Here is a 17,696-nt window from a genome sequence, read left to right on the forward strand (position 1 = left end):
GACTGGGAACCCGCGCTGGAGCGGGGGGGGGGGGGGTCGGCCGGGGGGGGGGGCCCGGGTACTGTCCCTAAGGCAACTCACGCGGCCCGCCCGCCTGCCCGCGGGCCCCCCTTCTTCGCTGTTTCGTCCTTGTCCTCTGCTACGGACTTCTTCTCCGCTACGGCCTTGTTCTCCGCTGTGTGCGCGGGCCGGCGTACGCCCGCGGGCCTGTCAGCTCAGCCGTGCAGGCCGCCGTTGCCGTTCCTGTGCGTGCCGCCGCCCTGGCCCTGGATGAAGCCTCCGGGGAAGCCGGGGAATCCGCCGCCGCCGTTGCCGGGGGAGCCGCCGTTACCCCCGCCGTTTCCCCCGTGGCCCTTCCCCTTGTTCTTGTCCTTGTTCTTGTCTTTGTTCTTGCCCTTGTCCTGACCCTGACCCTGACCCTGGTCCTGGCCTTTGTCCTTGCCGCCGTCCGGGATCGAGATGATGTTGAAGGACGGGGCGGGCTTGCCCTGCAGTGCGCCCGTCATCGCGTCCCGCCAGATCGGGCCGGGCACGTCGGCGCCGTAGACCAGGCCGTGCATGACGCCGCCGATGCGGATGTCGGTCATCTTGACCTGCTGGGTGGCGCTGCCGACCCACACCGCGCCCGCCATGTTCGGCGTGTAGCCGACGAACCAGGCGTTCTTGCGCTCGTCCGTCGTACCCGTCTTACCGGCGTTGTCGCGGTCCGAGAGGCCGGCCTGCTGGCCGGTACCGGAGTCGATCACGCCCTGCAGCAGTGTGTTGACGGTGTCCGCGGTCTTCTCGGACATGGCCCGCGAGCAGGTCGACTTCGGCACGGCCAGGGGCTTCTCCCGGCCACCGATCTTCTGAGTGATCGACTCGATGGCGACCGGGGTGCAGTAGGTGCCGCGGGAGGCGAAGGTGGCGTACGCGCTGGCCATCGTCAGCGGCGAGATGCCGACCGCGCCGAGCGCGATGGAGGGCGCCTGCGGCAGTTTCTTGCCGTCGCCCTGCACCACGTGCAGCTTGTCGGTCATGGTGGTCACCGGGCAGAGGCCGACCTCGGAGATCATCTGCACGAAGTAGGTGTTGACCGACTTCGCCATGGCCTCCTTCATGGCGTACGGGCCGTGCTCGGAGGTGCTCTCGTTCTCCACGTTCTCGTGGTACGAGTTCACCCAGCGCTTGCCGTCGCACGCCTGCACCGGGCTCGGGTACGGCATTTTGTACGGCGACGAGTACTCCTGCGTGGGCGGCTTGCCGCCCTCGATCGCCGCCGCCGCCACGAACGGCTTGAACGTCGAACCGGTCGGGAACCCGTAGTTCGAGCCGCCCGCGTCGCTGCCGACCGAGTAGTTGATCTCGGTCTCGTTCTTCCCGTAGCCGTACGGCTTGGACTGGCCCATCGCGACGATCTTGCCGGTGCCCGGCTCGACCAGGACGGCCGCCGAGGCGACGGGGTCCGACTGGTAGATGTGCTGCTTCAGCGAGGCCTGCACCGACGCCTGGGCCTGGGGGTCCAGGGTGGTGCGGATGGTCAGACCGCCCTGGTTCCAGATCTTGGCGCGCTCGGTGCGGGTCTTGCCGAAGACCGGGTCGTTCAGGAAGACCTTCTCGACGTACTTGCAGAAGAAGGCCGAGTCCTTGACCGCCGTGATGCAGCCGTTGCGCGGGCGGGTGACCTTCAGTTCCAGCGGTGCCTTCTCGGCCTTGTCGGCCTCCGCCTGCGAGATGTCCCCGACCTCGGCCATGCGCTGCAGCACGGTGTTGCGCCGCTTGGTGGCCTCGGCCTCGTCGTTGACCGGGTCGTAGCGGCTCGGCGACTGGACGACGCCGGCCAGCAGCGCGGCCTCGGGGAGGGTGAGGTCCTTGGCGTGCTTGGAGAAGTAGCGCTGGGAGGCGGCCTCGACACCGTAGGCCTGCTCACCGAAGAAGGTGATGTTCAGGTAGTTCTCGAGGATGCGCTTCTTGCCCAGGTCCTGCTCGACCTGGATCGCGTACTTCAGTTCCTTGATCTTGCGGCCGAGGGTCTGCTGCGTGGCCTGCGCGACCTTCGTCGGGTCGTCGCCCGCCTCCTCCACGAAGACGTTCTTCACGTACTGCTGGGTCAGCGTGGAGGCGCCCTGGGAGACCCCGCCGCTCGTCGCGTTCTTGTTGAGCGCGCGCAGGACGCCCTTCAGGTCGATCGCGCCGTGCTGGTAGAAGCGCGAGTCCTCGATGGCGACGATCGCCTTCTGCATGTACGGCGAGATGTCCTTGAGGTCCACCACCGTGCGGTCACGGGAGTAGACCTGGGCGAGCTGGCTGCCGTGGCTGTCCAGGATCGTGGTGCGCTGGCTGAGCGGCGGTCGCTTGAGGTTGGCCGGGATGTCGTCGAACCCCTGGACCGACCCCTTGGCCGCCAGGCCCAGCGCGCCGGCCGCGGGCAACGCGATACCGGCCAGGACCGCTCCCGCGAGCACACTGACACCGAGGAACTTGGCGGCCTGCTGCGTGGGCGACTGGCCACCGCCGGAGCGCTTCTTTGGCATGGGGGCAGCCTACGTTCTCATTCGCCGGACACGCGTATATGCCTTGGCCTAAGCTGCTCTCAACTGTCACAGCGGTACGGCTCCCTACCCGTCATCTGTCCATACGTCCGGCGATCCCGAAACGTTCCGGACCCGCGCTGAACGGTGTTGAGCGCTCCTGGACGGGCGGCGGAAGTGCGCGGGGCGCGTGCCCGGATTCACCTCGTGTGGTCCGCGATGTCCGTTGTGACGCACGAGAACTACCCCTTGTGCCGGGAATGTCGTGCATGTCGCCAGCTCACTCCCCCGGGTGATCTGCCGTTAACCCATAGTCCGTTCGGACCATTCAAGATTGGGCCCGCTGGGGGTGTTGCGCTGTGCCCACCTTCCGTAACGTCCTCAACTGGCGGCGGTGAATATGCCGCTGCCGCCGTGGGGGAGCCTCGATTCGGGAGAGGACGGCGCCGGTATGGGCTGGGTAACCGACTGGAGTGCGCAGGCGGCCTGCCGCACTACCGATCCGGATGAACTGTTCGTTCAGGGAGCAGCGCAGAACAGGGCCAAGGCGGTGTGCACGGGGTGCCCGGTGCGCACCGAGTGCCTGGCCGACGCGCTCGACAACCGCGTCGAGTTCGGCGTCTGGGGAGGCATGACGGAGCGGGAGCGCCGCGCTCTGCTGCGCAGACGGCCGACCGTCACCTCCTGGCGCCGGCTGCTGGAGACCGCGCGCCTGGAGTACGAGCGCGGCTCGGGCCTCGTGTCACTCGACGACGACCAGGTGTACGAGAGCTACGCGGCGGTGGGCTGAGGGCGTCCGCCCGCCCCATGTTCGTCCTGCGCCCGGGCTCCCTTCCGTCCCGGGCCGTCGTTCCCGCGAGCGGCTTTCCCCCTGGTCCCTCGGGGCGTTGTCCCCTCAGGCGCCCGGCTCGGGCAGCTCGCGGCGGTTGTCCGCGAGCCGGTCCCCGATGTCCCGCAGCCCCACGAGGTCGTGTACGTCGCCGGGCAGCGCGGCCACCTCCGCCACCGCCACCTCGGGATGCCGGGCGGCGAAGCGGTCCCGCGTGCGCTGTTCGCGCGCGAGCAACTGCATGCGTTCGGCGTGCAGCCGCAGCAGACCCGCGGTGACCAGGTCGACGGGGTCGACGGCATCCATGGGATCCACCGCGTCCGCCGCGTCCGTCGCATCCACCGCGTCCGCCGGACCGGCGGGGTCGATCACAGATCCGGGTGCGTCGGAAGCCGTGGAGCCGGCGGTGTCGACAGGGTCGCCAGAGTGGGAGGAGTCGGGGGAGCCGGAGGATTCGGGAGAACCGGGAGACTCTGAACTTCCGTACGTTTCGGGAGAGTTACGAAGTCCAGCTTTCCCGCCCTCCTGATCCACAATGCCGGGCTCTTCAAGATTTTCCGCCGCCGCGAGCGCCCGCTCGGCCGACAGATGTCCGGCGCCGCTGCCGTGGACGCGGTTGAGCACCAGGCCCGCCAGCGGCATCTTCTCCGCGGCCAGCCGCTCCACGAAGTACGCGGCCTCGCGCAGCGCGTCCCGCTCCGGGGCCGCGACCACCAGGAACGCCGTCCCCGGCGCCTGGAGCAGCTTGTACGTGGCGTCCGCGCGCGTGCGGAAGCCGCCGAAGGTCGTGTCCATCGCCGCCACGAACGTCTGTACGTCCTTGAGCAGCTGGCCGCCGAGCAGTTTGCCGAGCGTGCCGGTCATCATCGACATGCCGACGTTCAGGAACTTCATCCCCGCGCGCCCGCCCAGCTTCGCCGGGGCGGTCAGCAGCCGGATCAGCCGGCCGTCCAGGAAGGAACCCAGCCGCTTGGGCGCGTCCAGGAAGTCCAGCGCCGAACGGGAGGGCGGTGTGTCGACGACGATCAGGTCCCACTCGTCCCGCGCGCGCAGCTGGCCCAGCTTCTCCATCGCCATGTACTCCTGCGTGCCCGCGAAGCCCGCCGAGAGCGACTGGTAGAAGGGGTTGGCCAGGATCGCGGCGGCCCGCTCGGGATCCGCGTGCGCCTCGACGACCTCGTCGAAGGTGCGCTTCATGTCGAGCATCATGGCGTGCAGCTCGCCCTCGCCCTCGGTGCCCTTCACCCGGCGCGGCACGTTGTCGAGGGAGTCGATGCCCATGGACTGGGCGAGCCGGCGGGCCGGGTCGATGGTCAGGACGACCACCTTGCGGCCCCGCTCGGCGGCCCGCAGGCCCAGGGCCGCCGCCGTCGTCGTCTTGCCGACCCCGCCCGAACCGCAGCACACCACGATTCGCGTTCCCGGGTCGTCGATCAGCGGGTCGACGTCCAGCACGCGCGTGTGGGGGAGACGGCGGGCGCCGTCCTGGGCGTGGCCGGAGGGCCGATCGGTCTCCCGCGCGGGGGCCGGGTCCGGGCTCATGACATCCCCTGCTTCCGCAGCTCGGTCGCCAGTTCGTACAGGCCCGCCAGGTCCATGCCCTCGGCGAGCAGTGGCAGTTCGTGCAGCGGCAGGCCCAGCTCGCCCAGGACCGACCGCTGCTCCTGTTCCAGCGCGTACCGCTCGGCGTACTCGTCGGCCTGCCCCAGCAGTGGGTCCACCAGCCGCTCGGCGTTCCCGCCGCGCCGTGCGCCGCCGAGCCCGGCGGAGGACAGCGACCGGGCGAGCGCGGTCCGCGGCACGGTCCGTACGAGTTCCAGGTCGGCCGCGTCCAGCATCTGCGGGCGCACCATGTTCACGACGATGCGGCCCACCGGCAGCCGGGCGGCGCGCAGTTCAGCGATGCCGTCCACGGTCTCCTGGACGGGCATCTCCTCCAGCAGCGTCACCAGGTGCACGGCGGTCTCGGCCGACTTCAGCACCCGCATCACGGCTTGGGCCTGATTGTGTATCGGGCCGATCTTGGCCAGCCCGGCCACCTCGTCGTTGACGTTGAGGAAGCGGGCGATGCGGCCGGTGGGGGGCGCGTCCATGACGACGTAGTCGTAGGCGAACCGTCCGCCGCGGTCCTTGCGCCGCACCGCCTCGCACGCCTTGCCGGTCAGCAGGACGTCCCGGACGCCGGGCGCGATGGTGGTCGCGAAGTCGATCGCGCCGAGCTTCTTCAGGGCCCGGCCCGCGCTGCCCAGCTTGTAGAACATCTGGAGGTAGTCCAGCAGCGCCAGTTCGGGGTCTATGGCGAGCGCGTACACCTCCCCGCCCCCGGGGGCGACGGCGATCTTCCGTTCCTCATAGGGCAGCGCCTCCGTTTCGAAGAGCTGTGCGATGCCCTGCCGGCCCTCGACCTCGACGAGGAGCGTCCGCTTCCCCTTCGTGGCCAGGGCCAGCGCGAGGGCTGCGGCGACCGTGGTCTTTCCGGTCCCGCCCTTGCCGCTGACGACCTGGAGCCTGCTCACACCTTCGAGCCTAACCAGTCCGCGCCCGGGTCACGCGGGAGGCTGTGGACAACCGCCGCCCCGGAGCCGTCGCGGCGCCGTCTCCACGCCGCCCCCACTGCCCCGCCGCGTCGCCCCCCACCGCCCTTCCGCGTCGCCCCCCACCGCCCTTCCGCGTCGCCCCCGCGCTGCCGTGACCGGCTCCCGCCCCCGGTCGTGCGTCCGGCGGCGGGACCGGTCACGGCAGCGGCTACAGTCGGCCCATGACCAAGTGGGAATACGCAACCGTGCCGCTGCTCGTCCACGCCACGAAGCAGATCCTGGACAACTGGGGCGAGGACGGCTGGGAGCTCGTCCAGGTCGTGCCCGGGCCGAACCCGGAGCAGCTGGTGGCCTACCTGAAGCGGGAGAAGCAGGCATGAGCGCGGTCGAGGCCAAGCTGGCCGAGCTGGGCCTGACGCTGCCGGAGGTCGTGCCGCCGCTGGCCGCCTACCAGCCCGCCGTGCAGTCCGGCCCGTACGTCTACACCGCCGGCCAGCTGCCGATGGTGGACGGCAAGCTCCCGGTCACCGGCAAGGTGGGCCTGGAGGTCACCCCGGAGGAGGCCAAGGACCTGGCCCGCACCTGCGCGCTGAACGCGCTCGCGGCCGTCAAGTCCGTCGCGGGCGACCTGGACCGCATCGCGCGCGTGGTGAAGGTCGTGGGCTTCGTCGCCTCGGCCACGGACTTCACCGGCCAGCCCGGTGTCGTCAACGGCGCCAGCGAACTGCTGGGCGAGGTCCTGGGCGACAAGGGCGTGCACGCGCGCAGCGCGGTCGGCGTGGCGGTACTGCCGCTGGACGCGCCGGTGGAGGTGGAGATCCAGGTCGAGCTGGTCCCCTGAGCGGCCACCGGCGGACCTGCCCCTCCTGGGGGCGGCCGGCCTCTGGCCTCGGGCATGTGCCTGCCGCCGGCCTCGGGCACGCATCCCGCTCCTGATCTCGGCGCGGACGTGCCCCCGGCCGTGGGGCCCCACCTGTTGCCGGCCTTGGACACGCGCCTGCCGCAGCCCTCTGGGCGGATCCGCTCCTGGCCAGGGGAGGGACTCGTCAGTGGCCTCGGGGCGCGTCTGCGCGCATCTGCCCCCGCCCCCGAGGGGGAAGACCTCCCTCCGGGACACACCGGCCTCTGACCCTGGGTACGGTCCCGTTCTCGGACCCTGGGTACGGTCCCGTTCTCGCCTACAGGGCACGGACCCGCCCCTGACCCCGGGGGCCCTCCCCTCAGGTCGCAACGGCCCTGGGCCCCGTCTCGCCCCCCGGACACGGCCCCTTCTCGCCCACAGGGCACGGGCCCCCGTCCGCGACCCCAGGCACCTCTCGAACGTTCGCGCGCCAAGGGATAGCCTCCGGCCATGGCGAATGGGCAGTGGTTCCCTCCGGACTGGCCGGACCGCATCCGCGCGCTCGCGGACGGCACCCTCACCCCGGTCGCGCCCCGGCGCGCGGCCACCGTCATGCTCCTGCGGGACACCGACGCCGGTCCAGCCGTGCACATGCTGCGCAGACGCGCCTCCATGGCCTTCGCCGGGGGCGCGTACGCCTATCCCGGCGGCGGCGTCGACCCGCGCGACGACGACCAGCAGGTGCGCTGGGCGGGTCCCACGCGCGCGTGGTGGGCCGACCGCCTCGGCGTGGACGACGCGGCGGCCCAGGCGATCGTCTGCGCGGCCGTCCGCGAGACGTACGAGGAGGCGGGCGTCCTGCTCGCCGGGCCGGGCCCCGACTCGGTCGTCGGCGACACGACGGGCGCGGACTGGGAGGCCGACCGCGCCGCACTGGTCGGGCGGGAGCTCTCCTTCGCCGAGTTCCTCGACCGCCGCGGCCTGACCCTGCGCTCCGACCTGCTGGGTGCCTGGACGCGATGGATCACGCCGGAGTTCGAACCCCGGCGCTACGACACCTGGTTCTTCGTGGCCGCGCTCCCGGAGGGCCAGCGGACCCGGAACGCCTCCACGGAGGCCGACCGCACGGTGTGGATCCGGCCCGCGGACGCGGCCGCCGGATACGACGAGGGTGAGCTGCTGATGATGCCGCCGACCGTCGCCACGCTGCGCCAGCTCGTCCCCTACGGCAGCCCCGCGCAGGCGCTCGGGGCGGCGGCGGAGCGGGACCTGACCCCCGTGCTCGCCCGGGCCCGCCTGGTGGACGGCGAGGTGGTCCTGTCCTGGCCGGGCCACGAGGAGTTCACCCGGCGCATCCCCACCGGCGGAGCGACGACCGCATGACGCCGCCCCGGACCCGTTCCTGCCCACGGCACCGGCCCGCCCGCCGCGCCCGGCCCCGCCCACGGCTCCAACCCGCCCCCCACCCCCGCCTCCGGCCACGGCTTCGTACGCCCGATGCCCAGGAAGGTCCCCTCGCATGACGGACGCAGCAGCGCTCCCCGGCCAGCCCCGCGGTGGTGTCCTCTCCGGACCCGCCACCGCGCGGGCGGTGAACGTCCTCGCGCCCAACGCCTCCGCCATGACCCTGGACGGCACCAACACCTGGATCGTCTCCGAGCCCGGCTCGGAGTCGGCCGTGGTGATCGACCCGGGCCCGCTCGACGAGGGGCACCTGCGCCACGTCGTCGACACCGCGGAGAAGGCGGGCAAGCACATCGCCCTGACCCTGCTGACCCACGGTCATCCCGACCACGCGGAGGGCGCCGCCCGCTTCGCCGAGCTGACCGGCACGCGCGTGCGTGCCCTCGACCCGGCCCTGCGGCTGGGCGACGAGGGCCTGGGCGCGGGGGACGTGATCCGGGTGGGCGGCCTGGAGATGGTGGTCGTCCCGACGCCCGGTCACACCGCGGACTCCCTGTGCTTCCACCTCCCGGCCGACCGCGCTGTGCTCACCGGTGACACGATCCTGGGCCGCGGCACGACGGTCGTCGCGCACCCGGACGGCCGGCTCGGCGACTACCTGGACTCGCTGCGACGCCTGAGGTCCCTCACGGTCGACGACGGCGTGCACACCGTCCTGCCGGGCCACGGACCGGTCCTGGAGGACGCCCAGGGCGCCGTGGAGTACTACCTGGCCCACCGCGCCCACCGGCTGGCCCAGGTCGAGACGGCCGTCGAGGACGGCCACCGCAGCCCGGCCGACGTCGTCGCGCACGTGTACGCCGACGTGGACCGCTCCCTGTGGCCGGCGGCGGAGCTGTCGGTTCGGGCACAGCTCGACTACCTGCAAGAGCACGGGCTGATCCAGGGCCCGGCCGGCACGTAGGCCCCGGGGCGGTGCCCCCGCGCTCAGGAGCGGGGCGCCTTGACGCCGTGCACGCGCGCGTACTCCCCGGCGAGCCAGGGCCCGAGGTCGTCGACGTAGGAGCCGAGGACGGCCGGGTCACCGACGGGCTCGTACCCGAGGACGGCCGCGGCGGCCATCTGGACGGCCCGCGCGGGGTGGTACGTACCGAAGGCGGCGGCCATCTCGTGGAGGTCGCTGGTCCAGCCCTGCCAGCGGCCCATGACCAACGTGAACCCCGTCCGCACGAGGTGCCGGGACATGAACCGGACCAGGGGCCTACGGGCCTCCTCGGTGTCCTCGGCGGTGGCGATCCGCTCCCGCCACCGGGGAAGGAGCCGGGACAGGTCCCCGTTCGTCTCGCGGGCGAGCAGCGGATCGTCCGGGCGGTAGCGGGGGAGGCGGGCGGCGAGATCGTCTCCGAGCAGGGGCGTGCACAGGCAGGCGACGAACCAGCCGAGGTCGTACCGCTCCAGATCGCTCAGCAGCGTCTCCCGGCTGTGCAGCAGCGTGCCGACGCCGTCGACCTCGGGGAACTCCTGATCGAGCGCCGTGCCGAACGCGCGCGTGGCGTCCCGGTCGGCGTCCCCCGGTTCGCCGCGCAGGGCGACCAGCAGGTCCAGGTCGCTGCGGCCCGCGCGCGCGGTACCGCGCGGGATCGACCCGTAGACGTACGCGCTGTGCAACCGCGCCCCGTAGAGGCGGGGCAGTCGCTCCCGGGCCGCGGCGAGGACGGGACGGAACGCGGCGGGCACGCGCGCGAGAGACCCTTCGCGCGCGATGTACCCCTCCGGGCTGAGGCCCTTGGGGGTGACGGGCCCGGAGGTCAGCGCGACCGCTTGGCCAGGCGCTCCACGTCGAGCAGGATGACCGCGCGCGCCTCCAGGCGGAGCCAGCCGCGCTGGGCGAAGTCGGCCAGTGCCTTGTTGACCGTCTCGCGGGACGCGCCGACCAGCTGGGCCAGCTCCTCCTGCGTCAGGTCGTGCACGACGTGGATGCCCTCCTCGGACTGCACCCCGAAGCGACGGGAGAGGTCCAGCAGGGCGCGGGCGACGCGGCCCGGCACGTCGGAGAAGACCAGGTCGGACATCTGGTCGTTGGTCTTGCGCAGTCGACGGGCGACGGCGCGCAGCAGGGCGCCGGCCACCTCGGGCCGCACGTTCAGCCAGGGCTGGAGGTCGCCGTGGCCCAGGGCCAGCAGCTTGACCTCGGTCAGCGCCGTCGCCGTCGCGGTGCGCGGGCCCGGGTCGAAGAGCGACAGCTCGCCGATCAGCTCGCCGGGGCCCACGACGGCCAGCATGTTCTCGCGGCCGTCCGGGGACGTGCGGTGCAGCTTGACCTTGCCCTCGGTGACCACGTAGAGGCGGTCGCCCGGGTCACCCTCGTGGAACAGCGAGTCGCCACGTGCGAGAGTCACCTCCGTCATGGAGGCGCGAAGCTCCGCGGCCTGCTCGTCGTCGAGCGCCGCGAAGAGCGGATTGCGCCGCAGAACGTCGTCCACGAGTTCTCTCCTTGTCGACCTGCTCAGGGGATCTTGCTCCCCCGTCGCCAGGGGACCGTGTTCCCCATTTTGCCGGACGGTCCAAACAGTGTGATCTGTCACAAGGATGCCGTACAGGTGTCCCGGGGTACGCGGCAGGGGTCCAATCGGGCGCCGATCTTCGGGGTCCGGGGCGGATGTCGGTGCCGGGCCTTAGGCTGGCCGGGTGTCCGAATCGCCGGTGAGAGCACAGGCCTAGGGGGCTGGGCGGGTGGTTGTACGTAAGGATTCCGCTGTGGGCGAACAGCAGCCCGAAGGCGGTGGGAAAGCGGCGGAAGCGGCGAAAGGCGTGAACAGGACGCCCATGAAGAAAGCGGCCGGGAAGAGCACCGCCAAGTCGACCCCCGCAGGGAAGACCGCTGCTGCGAAGAGCACCGCGAAGAAGGCCGCTCCCGCGAAGTCCGCTGCTGTGGAGGCGGCAGCCGCCGTGAAGGGAGCCGCCGTGAAGAAGGCCGCGCCTCCCAAGAAGGTGACCGTCGCTCCGGAGAAGGCCATCGCCGCCGTGGGCAAGGCCTCGCCCGTGAAGGACGTCGCCCCGAAGCCGCCGAAGGGCGAGTCGAACACCGCCCTGGTCCGCCGGGCCCGCCGCATCAACCGCGAGCTGGCCGAGGTCTACCCGTACGCCCATCCGGAACTGGACTTCGAGAACCCCTTCCAGTTGCTCGTCGCCACGGTCCTGTCCGCCCAGACCACCGATCTCCGGGTCAATCAGACGACGCCCGCCCTGTTCGCGAAGTACCCGACCCCGGAGGACCTGGCGGCGGCCGACCCGGAGGAGGTCGAGGAGATCCTGCGGCCCACCGGCTTCTTCCGGGCCAAGACCAAGTCAGTCATGGGCCTGTCCAAGGCGCTGGCGGAGGAGTTCGACGGCGAGGTCCCGGGCCGCCTGGAAGACCTGGTGAAGCTGCCCGGCGTCGGCCGCAAGACCGCCTTCGTCGTGCTGGGCAACGCCTTCGGCCGACCCGGCATCACCGTGGACACCCACTTCCAGCGGCTGGTGAGGCGCTGGCAGTGGACCGAGGAGACCGACCCCGACAAGATCGAGCGGGCCGTCGGCGCGCTCTTCCCCCAGAGCGAGTGGACCATGCTCTCGCACCACGTGATCTTCCACGGCCGCCGCATCTGCCATGCCCGCAAGCCGGCCTGCGGCGCTTGCCCGATCGCCCCGCTCTGCCCGGCGTACGGCGAGGGGGAGACCGACCCGGAGAAGGCGAAGAAGCTGCTGAAGTACGAGAAGGGCGGCTTCCCCGGTCAGCGCCTCAAGCCCCCGCAGTCCTACCTGGACGCGGGCGGCACACCGGCACCGCCCCTGGCGGGGCGATGACGGTCGAGGAACGATCTCGGTGCTCCCGGGCGTTGGACGCGACAGGACGGCGAGACGGACGGGCACGGGCGCGGGTTCGGGTGCACCAGCGGACGCGGTCGCGTGCACGGGTACGGGGACGGGGGTGGCGATGACGCGAGCGAGCGAGACGGCGGACGGGCTGCGCACGGGCGGGCCGCGGAGCGGTCCGGTGGCGCTGAGCACGCAGGGCCTGCCGGAGTGGCTGGAGCCGGTCGTGCGGGTCGCCGAGACGGTCCAGCCCGTCCAGCTGAGCCGCTTCCTGCCCCCGGAGGACGGCGCGGGACGCCAGTCCGCCGTCCTCGTCCTCTTCGGGGAGGGGGAGTGCGGGCCCGAGCTGCTGCTGATGGAGCGGGCGAGTTCGCTGCGCTCGCACGCCGGACAGCCGTCCTTCCCGGGCGGTGCGCTCGACCCCGAGGACGGTGACCCGCAGGGCGAGGGACCGCTGCGGGCCGCGCTGCGCGAGGCCGAGGAGGAGACCGGACTCGACCCGGCCGGCGTCCAGTTGTTCGGCGTGCTGCCCCGGCTCTACATCCCCGTCAGCGGCTTCGTCGTGACGCCCGTACTCGGCTGGTGGCGCGAACCCAGCCCGGTGGACGCGGTCGACCCCGCCGAGACCGCACGCGTCTTCACGGTCCCCGTGGCGGATCTCACCCATCCCGGCAACCGGGCCACGACCGTGCACCCCAGCGGCCACAGAGGCCCGGCATTCCTGGTCGAATCAGCCCTCGTGTGGGGCTTCACGGCCGGAATCATCGACCGTCTGCTGCACTACGCGGGCTGGGAGACGCCGTGGGACCACGACAAGCAGGTCCCGCTCGACTGGCGGTCATGACAGGGTGGGGCGTGCCGCTCGGGCCGGGATCTTCCAGGACGCCGTGTCCTGGGGTCGCCGCGCGGCCGGCCGGGCCCCGGCCGACCTGTGACCTGTGACCTGACCCGTGACCTGTGGTGACCGGAAGACGATGAGGCGAGGCTCGACGCGGTGAACGTGCTGGACATCCTGCTGCTGGTCGCCGCCGTGTGGTTCGCGGTCGTCGGGTACCGCCAGGGATTCGTCGTCGGCATACTGTCGGTGATCGGCTTCCTGGGCGGCGGCCTGGTCGCCGTGTACACGCTCCCGGTCATCTGGGACGCCCTGACGGACAACACGCCCATCAGCACCACCACGGCCGTCGTCGCCGTCATCATCGTCATCGTCTGCGCCTCGGTCGGCCAGGCCCTGACCACGCACCTCGGCAACAAACTGCGCGTGCACATCACCTGGTCCCCGGCCCGCGCCCTGGACGCGACCGGCGGCGCCCTGGTCAACGTCGTCGCGATGCTGCTCGTCGCCTGGCTGATCGGCTCGGCCCTCGGCGGCACGACCATACCGACCCTGGGCAAGGAGGTGCGCTCCTCCAGGGTGCTGCTCGGGGTCTCCCAGGTGATGCCGCAGCAGGCGAACACCTGGTTCGCGGACTTCACCTCGGTCCTCGCGCACAACGGCTTCCCGCAGGTCTTCAGCCCCTTCACCGACGAGCCGATCACCGACGTACGGCCCCCGGACCCGGCCCTGCGCACCAGCGCGGTCGCCCACAGCGCCAAACGGTCCGTCGTCAAGGTCGTCGGCACGGCCGGCAGCTGCGGCAAGGTGCTGGAGGGCAGCGGGTTCGTCTTCGCCGACCGCCGGGTCATGACCAACGCACACGTCGTCGGCGGCGTCGACCAACCCACCGTGCAGATAGGCGGCGAGGGCCGCAGGTACGACGCGAAGGTGGTGCTCTACGACTGGCACCGCGACATCGCCGTCCTCGACGTACCCGACCTGAAGGCGCCCGTACTGCACTTCTCCGACACGGTCGCGCACAACAAGGACAGCGCGATCGTCGCCGGCTTCCCGGAGAACGGGTCGTACGACGTCCGCGCCGCGCGCGTGCGCGGGCGCATCACGGCGAACGGCCCGGACATCTACCACCGGGGCACCGTGCGCCGCGACGTCTACTCGATCTACGCGACCGTCCGCCAGGGCAACTCCGGCGGCCCCCTGCTCACCACCGACGGCCGGGTCTACGGAGTGGTGTTCGCGAAGTCCCTCGACGACGCCAACACCGGTTACGCCCTCACGGCCGAGGAGATCCAGCAGGACATCGCCAAGGGACGCACGGCCGACCAGCAGGTGGACAGCGACCGCTGCGCGATGTGAGACCCGTCCGGCACGCGACCTGGGGACGCGCCCGCCCGGCGGCGGAGCCCGGTGGGGGTCAGCCGCGGGGATGCCGCAGGCGTACCGAGACCCAGCGGGCGCGGCGGCGCAGGATGTGCGGAATGCCGACCCGGGGGTCCGTGCCCGTCAGTTGCGGGGCTTCCCTGTGCAGGGAGCCCGGACCGCTCGCCGATCGGCGGGTGCGTGCTACGTCACTGTAGTCGTGCGTCCAGCCCATACCCCGACGTCTGCCCCCGTCCCAAGGTCGATAACCGCCTGCGGGCGCCTCAATTGGCCTATGCGCCGGGCAATTGGCCGTTCGTTGGGCAGGTGTTCAGGTTCGGATACCGGGCGCATCCAAACGGTCACGGAACGGTCGCACACCGGCCGTCAGCGATCGGGTTCGGGATCCTTCAACCAGTTGATCAGCTCGGTCGAGAAGGCCGCGGGGTCCTCCTCGTGCGGGAAGTGCCCGAGCCCGTCGAACAGGCGCCAGCGGTACGGGGCCTCCACGTACTCGCCGGAACCGGCCGCGCTGCGGGTGCGCTGCACCGGGTCGAGGGAGCCGTGCAGATGCAGCGTCGGTACGAGCACCGGACGCTTCATCCGGCGGTAGAACTGGATGCCGTCCGGACGGGCCAGGGAACGCACCAGCCAGCGGTACGGCTCGACGGAGCAATGCGCCGTCGACGGGATGCACATGGCCCTGCGGTACGTCTCCACCGCGTCGTCGTCCGGCAGCCGCGGTCCCGACCAGTCCCGTACGAGACGGGCCACCAGCGCGCCGTCGTCGGCGGTGAGCTGCCGCTCGGGGATCCACGGCCGCTGGAAGCCCCAGATGTAGGAACTCGCCGCGGTCTGCCGGGCGTCGGACAGGATCGCCGACCGCCAGCGCCGCGGGTGGGGCATCGAGGCGACGGCGAGGCGCCGGACGAGCTTGGGGCGCATCGCCGCCGCCGTCCAGGCCAGGTAGCCGCCGAGGTCGTGGCCGACCAGCGCCGCGTCGGGCTCACCGAGGGAGCGGATCACGCCGGTGATGTCCAGGGCGAGATTGGCCGGGTCGTAACCGCGCGGCGTACGGTCGCTGCCGCCCACGCCCCGCAGGTCCATCGCCACGGCCCTGAAGCCCGCGTCGGCGAGCGCGGTGAGCTGGTGACGCCAGGTCCACCAGAACTGCGGGAAGCCGTGCAGCAGGAGAACCAGCGGTCCGTCGCCCGTCTCGGCGATGTGGAAACGGGCGCCGTTGGCGGCGACGTCCCGGTGCGTCACCTTCCGGTCGCCGGGGATGCCGATCCGTACGACCGAGGTCGATTGCGCCGAAGGAGTGGCGGGGTCCGTCATGAGGACGAGCGTGCCACAGCCTCGATGGCCGGCGGGGTGCGGTCCTCCAGAGCGGCGGTTTCCGGACGGGGATGCGGCTTGGCGTTCTGGAGCACGCCGGCGGTCTGCTTCATGGAGGCGGCCACCTTCTGGGGGCCCTTGCCCTTCTTGGCCTTCTTGGCGAAGACGGTGCCGATCAGGCCGAGGAACCCGGCGACCAGGACGTTGGCCGCGAAGGAAAGCACGAAGCAGATCGCGAGGTTCCAGCCGCTCCAGGTTCGGATGCCGTACGCGAGAGCGAAGTTGAGCATCGGCAGCGAGAAGAGCAGGATCGCGCCGGCCACCGAGAACGCGCCGCCGCTCACCGCGCCACGCTTGACGTCCTGCTTCAGCTGCGCCTTCGCCAACGCGATCTCGTCGTGCACCAGCGCCGACATCTCCGCCGTCGCCGAGGCGAACAGCTGGCCGATGCTGCGTTCGGCGCCGACCGGGCTGCCGTCGGGTGCGCTCATCGCGGTCTCCCTCTTCTGCCTGACTCTGCGTTCCGGGAACGGTCCGAGTTTTTGTACCGTCCCGTCAGATCATGCCGGACTGTCGTTCTGCTCGCCTGCCCCGCCCTGCACTTCCGCAAGCCGCCCTGCCCGTTCGGCCTCCTTGCGGGTGGCGATCCGACGGTGTTCGGCGGCCTTGCGTTCGAGGATCGCCGCCATGCGCAGGTGGTAGGCGGGGTCGTCCTCCTCGTACACGTCCGGGATGCCGTCGAGGTCGTCGTCGCGCTCCTCGGCCTCGCACAACTTGCGGTATCTCGCGTTCCGTATCTTGAGGAGCACGGTCGCGAGCGCCGCCGCGACGACCGAGCCGGTGAGGACGGCGGCCTTGACCTCGTCGGTCAGCGTCGCGTCGCCCTGGAAGGCCAGTTCGCCGATGAGCAGGGAGACGGTGAAGCCGATCCCGGCGAGCGTGGCGAGGGCGAAGACGTCGGCCCAGGCCAAATCGTCGCTGAGCGACGCCTTGGTGAACCGGGCGGTGAGCCAGGTCCCGCCGAAGATGCCCACCGTCTTGCCGACGACCAGACCGAGTACGACACCGAGCGTCTCGGGGCGGGTGAACACGTCGGCCAGCGCTCCGCCGGAGACGGAGACGCCCGCGCTGAACAGTGCGAACAGGGGGACGGCCAGGCCCGCCGACAGGGGGCGTACGAGATGCTCGATGTGCTCGCCGGGCGAGTGCTCCTCGCCCTCGCGGGTGGTGCAGCGCAGCATCAGGCCCATCGCGACGCCCGCGATGGTGGCGTGCACGCCGCTGTTGTACATCAGCCCCCAGATGACGAGTGCGAGCGGCACGTACACGTACCACCCGCGCACACCCTTGCGCAGCAGCAGCCAGAAGACGGCCAGGCCCACGACCGCTCCGGCGAGGGCGGCGAAGTTCAGGTGGTCGGTGAAGAAGACCGCGATGATCAGGATGGCGAACAGGTCGTCGACGACGGCGAGGGTGAGCAGGAAGGCGCGCAGCGCGCTGGGCAGGGAGGTGCCGATGACCGCGAGCACGGCCAGCGCGAAGGCGATGTCGGTCGCGGTCGGCACCGCCCAGCCGCCGAGCGAGCCGCCGCCGGTGAGGTTGGTGAGGGCGTACACCGCCGCGGGGGCCGCCATGCCGCACAGGGCGGCGACCACCGGCAGGACGGCGGCTCTGGGGTCCCGCAGATCGCCCGCGACCAGTTCCCGCTTGAGTTCGATGCCGGCGACGAAGAAGAAGACGGCGAGGAGCCCGTCGGCGGCCCAGTGCGCCACGGACAGGTCGAGGCCGAGGGCGGAGGGGCCGAAGCGGAAGTGGCCGACGCTCTCGTAGCCGGCGTGCAGGGCGGGGATGTTCGCCCAGACGATCGCGGCGATCGCCGCGAGCAGCAGCAGGACACCGCCCACGGTCTCGGTGCGCAGGGCGTCGGCGACGAAGTTCCGCTCCGGCAGGGACAGGCGTCCGAGGACTTTGCGGGCGGCGCGGGAGCGGGGGGTGGCCACGGGAACCTCCGGTCGGTGGGCAGCGCTGAGCACATGCCGACCAGACTTCCCGGCGCACCTGAGGATCTTGTTGCGTTGTGTTGCTTTGCTTAGTTTACCTAACGTGCGCCGGGAGGGCATACGCGCTGGGACGACCTCGCACGCCCCATGGCGGAGCGGAGCGCGCGAAAGGGCACCCGGCGTCC

At 71.6% G+C, this 17,696-nt stretch carries 17 protein-coding genes; 8 read left to right on the plus strand and 9 right to left on the minus strand.

The genetic code is table 11. The features are described 5' to 3' along the window. Positions 1 to 215: 215 nt before the first annotated feature. Positions 216 to 2,513, minus strand: a complete 2,298-nt coding sequence (locus tag ACFC02_RS36335; RefSeq protein WP_376366470.1) for a transglycosylase domain-containing protein — start codon at positions 2,511 to 2,513, stop codon at positions 216 to 218. 448 nt (positions 2,514 to 2,961) lie between these two features. On the opposite strand from ACFC02_RS36335, the gene wblA reads away from it, so the two are divergent. Next, positions 2,962 to 3,300 carry a transcriptional regulator WblA gene (gene wblA, locus ACFC02_RS36340; RefSeq protein ID WP_360971193.1) on the plus strand — a complete coding sequence of 113 codons (339 nt, stop codon included), beginning with the start codon at positions 2,962 to 2,964 and terminating at the stop codon, positions 3,298 to 3,300. Between the two features lie 105 nt (positions 3,301 to 3,405). Here the strand turns inward: wblA and ACFC02_RS36345 are convergent, their stop codons facing one another. Both ACFC02_RS36345 and ACFC02_RS36350 read right to left on the minus strand, forming a co-directional pair. Further along, positions 3,406 to 4,881: an ArsA family ATPase gene (locus ACFC02_RS36345; protein WP_376366473.1), complete on the minus strand. Its 1,476-nt coding sequence runs from the start codon at positions 4,879 to 4,881 to the stop codon at positions 3,406 to 3,408. Then, entirely contained in the window at positions 4,878 to 5,855 is a 978-nt protein-coding gene (locus ACFC02_RS36350) for an ArsA family ATPase (RefSeq protein WP_376366475.1), read from the minus strand. Before ACFC02_RS36350 ends, ACFC02_RS36345 begins: the two co-directional genes overlap by 4 nt. A gap of 242 nt (positions 5,856 to 6,097) precedes the next feature. Here ACFC02_RS36350 and ACFC02_RS36355 point away from each other — a divergent pair, with 242 nt between their 5' ends. From ACFC02_RS36355 to ACFC02_RS36370, 4 genes are all read left to right on the plus strand, one after another. Next, positions 6,098 to 6,256, plus strand: coding sequence for a DUF4177 domain-containing protein (locus ACFC02_RS36355; RefSeq protein ID WP_086024262.1), 159 nt, complete (start codon positions 6,098 to 6,100; stop codon positions 6,254 to 6,256). Beyond that, positions 6,253 to 6,717, plus strand: coding sequence for a RidA family protein (locus tag ACFC02_RS36360; RefSeq protein ID WP_376366477.1), 465 nt, complete (start codon positions 6,253 to 6,255; stop codon positions 6,715 to 6,717). The genes ACFC02_RS36355 and ACFC02_RS36360 overlap by 4 nt, the downstream gene beginning before the upstream one ends. Before the next feature lie 510 nt (positions 6,718 to 7,227). Further along, complete coding sequence (locus ACFC02_RS36365; RefSeq protein ID WP_376366478.1) at positions 7,228 to 8,100, plus strand: NUDIX hydrolase; 873 nt, start codon at positions 7,228 to 7,230, stop codon at positions 8,098 to 8,100. A 136-nt stretch (positions 8,101 to 8,236) separates the two neighbouring features. Beyond that, complete coding sequence (locus ACFC02_RS36370; protein WP_376366481.1) at positions 8,237 to 9,085, plus strand: MBL fold metallo-hydrolase; 849 nt, start codon at positions 8,237 to 8,239, stop codon at positions 9,083 to 9,085. Positions 9,086 to 9,108: 23 nt separating this feature from the next. Here the strand turns inward: ACFC02_RS36370 and ACFC02_RS36375 are convergent, their stop codons facing one another. Both ACFC02_RS36375 and ACFC02_RS36380 read right to left on the minus strand, forming a co-directional pair. Beyond that, on the minus strand, positions 9,109 to 9,858 hold the full coding sequence (locus ACFC02_RS36375; RefSeq protein WP_376366483.1) for a nucleotidyltransferase domain-containing protein: 750 nt from the start codon (positions 9,856 to 9,858) through the stop codon (positions 9,109 to 9,111). A 71-nt stretch (positions 9,859 to 9,929) separates the two neighbouring features. Further along, complete coding sequence (locus ACFC02_RS36380) at positions 9,930 to 10,604, minus strand: Crp/Fnr family transcriptional regulator (protein ID WP_009189818.1); 675 nt, start codon at positions 10,602 to 10,604, stop codon at positions 9,930 to 9,932. 343 nt (positions 10,605 to 10,947) lie between these two features. Here ACFC02_RS36380 and nth point away from each other — a divergent pair, with 343 nt between their 5' ends. The 3 genes from nth (at position 10,948) to ACFC02_RS36395 (ending at position 14,170) form a co-directional block, all read left to right on the plus strand. Further along, positions 10,948 to 11,967 (plus strand): endonuclease III, encoded by a 1,020-nt coding sequence (gene nth / locus ACFC02_RS36385; RefSeq protein WP_376366485.1) that lies wholly within the window; start codon positions 10,948 to 10,950, stop codon positions 11,965 to 11,967. Positions 11,968 to 12,097: 130 nt separating this feature from the next. Further along, positions 12,098 to 12,820 carry an NUDIX hydrolase gene (locus tag ACFC02_RS36390; protein WP_376366487.1) on the plus strand — a complete coding sequence of 241 codons (723 nt, stop codon included), beginning with the start codon at positions 12,098 to 12,100 and terminating at the stop codon, positions 12,818 to 12,820. Between the two features lie 150 nt (positions 12,821 to 12,970). After that, positions 12,971 to 14,170: a MarP family serine protease gene (locus tag ACFC02_RS36395; protein ID WP_376366488.1), complete on the plus strand. Its 1,200-nt coding sequence runs from the start codon at positions 12,971 to 12,973 to the stop codon at positions 14,168 to 14,170. Positions 14,171 to 14,228: 58 nt separating this feature from the next. Here ACFC02_RS36395 and ACFC02_RS36400 read toward each other — a convergent pair whose 3' ends face one another. From ACFC02_RS36400 to nhaA, 4 genes are all read right to left on the minus strand, one after another. Beyond that, positions 14,229 to 14,408, minus strand: coding sequence for a hypothetical protein (locus ACFC02_RS36400; RefSeq protein WP_360971170.1), 180 nt, complete (start codon positions 14,406 to 14,408; stop codon positions 14,229 to 14,231). 152 nt (positions 14,409 to 14,560) lie between these two features. Next, positions 14,561 to 15,511: an alpha/beta fold hydrolase gene (locus tag ACFC02_RS36405; RefSeq protein WP_376366491.1), complete on the minus strand. Its 951-nt coding sequence runs from the start codon at positions 15,509 to 15,511 to the stop codon at positions 14,561 to 14,563. Beyond that, positions 15,508 to 16,002 (minus strand): phage holin family protein, encoded by a 495-nt coding sequence (locus tag ACFC02_RS36410; protein ID WP_360971164.1) that lies wholly within the window; start codon positions 16,000 to 16,002, stop codon positions 15,508 to 15,510. Before ACFC02_RS36410 ends, ACFC02_RS36405 begins: the two co-directional genes overlap by 4 nt. A gap of 69 nt (positions 16,003 to 16,071) precedes the next feature. Next, positions 16,072 to 17,511 carry a Na+/H+ antiporter NhaA gene (nhaA, locus tag ACFC02_RS36415; RefSeq protein WP_376366493.1) on the minus strand — a complete coding sequence of 480 codons (1,440 nt, stop codon included), beginning with the start codon at positions 17,509 to 17,511 and terminating at the stop codon, positions 16,072 to 16,074. Between the last annotated feature and the right edge of the window lie 185 nt (positions 17,512 to 17,696).

Source organism: Streptomyces sp. NPDC056160, from assembly GCF_042268205.1.
Lineage (GTDB): Bacteria > Actinomycetota > Actinomycetes > Streptomycetales > Streptomycetaceae > Streptomyces.

Excerpts from the sequence above, each read along its gene's own strand:
- ACFC02_RS36410 (WP_360971164.1), bottom strand. The coding sequence starts at position 16,002 with ATGAGCGCACCCGACGGCAGCCCGGTCGGCGCCGAACGCAGCATCGGC.
- wblA (WP_360971193.1), top strand. The coding sequence starts at position 2,962 with ATGGGCTGGGTAACCGACTGGAGTGCGCAGGCGGCCTGCCGCACTACC.
- ACFC02_RS36360 (WP_376366477.1), top strand. The coding sequence starts at position 6,253 with ATGAGCGCGGTCGAGGCCAAGCTGGCCGAGCTGGGCCTGACGCTGCCG.
- ACFC02_RS36400 (WP_360971170.1), bottom strand. The coding sequence starts at position 14,408 with ATGGGCTGGACGCACGACTACAGTGACGTAGCACGCACCCGCCGATCG.
- ACFC02_RS36365 (WP_376366478.1), top strand. The coding sequence starts at position 7,228 with ATGGCGAATGGGCAGTGGTTCCCTCCGGACTGGCCGGACCGCATCCGC.
- ACFC02_RS36335 (WP_376366470.1), bottom strand. The coding sequence starts at position 2,513 with ATGCCAAAGAAGCGCTCCGGCGGTGGCCAGTCGCCCACGCAGCAGGCC.
- ACFC02_RS36390 (WP_376366487.1), top strand. The coding sequence starts at position 12,098 with ATGACGCGAGCGAGCGAGACGGCGGACGGGCTGCGCACGGGCGGGCCG.
- ACFC02_RS36355 (WP_086024262.1), top strand. The coding sequence starts at position 6,098 with ATGACCAAGTGGGAATACGCAACCGTGCCGCTGCTCGTCCACGCCACG.
- ACFC02_RS36345 (WP_376366473.1), bottom strand. The coding sequence starts at position 4,881 with ATGAGCCCGGACCCGGCCCCCGCGCGGGAGACCGATCGGCCCTCCGGC.
- ACFC02_RS36405 (WP_376366491.1), bottom strand. The coding sequence starts at position 15,511 with ATGACGGACCCCGCCACTCCTTCGGCGCAATCGACCTCGGTCGTACGG.
- ACFC02_RS36370 (WP_376366481.1), top strand. The coding sequence starts at position 8,237 with ATGACGGACGCAGCAGCGCTCCCCGGCCAGCCCCGCGGTGGTGTCCTC.
- nth (WP_376366485.1), top strand. The coding sequence starts at position 10,948 with ATGAAGAAAGCGGCCGGGAAGAGCACCGCCAAGTCGACCCCCGCAGGG.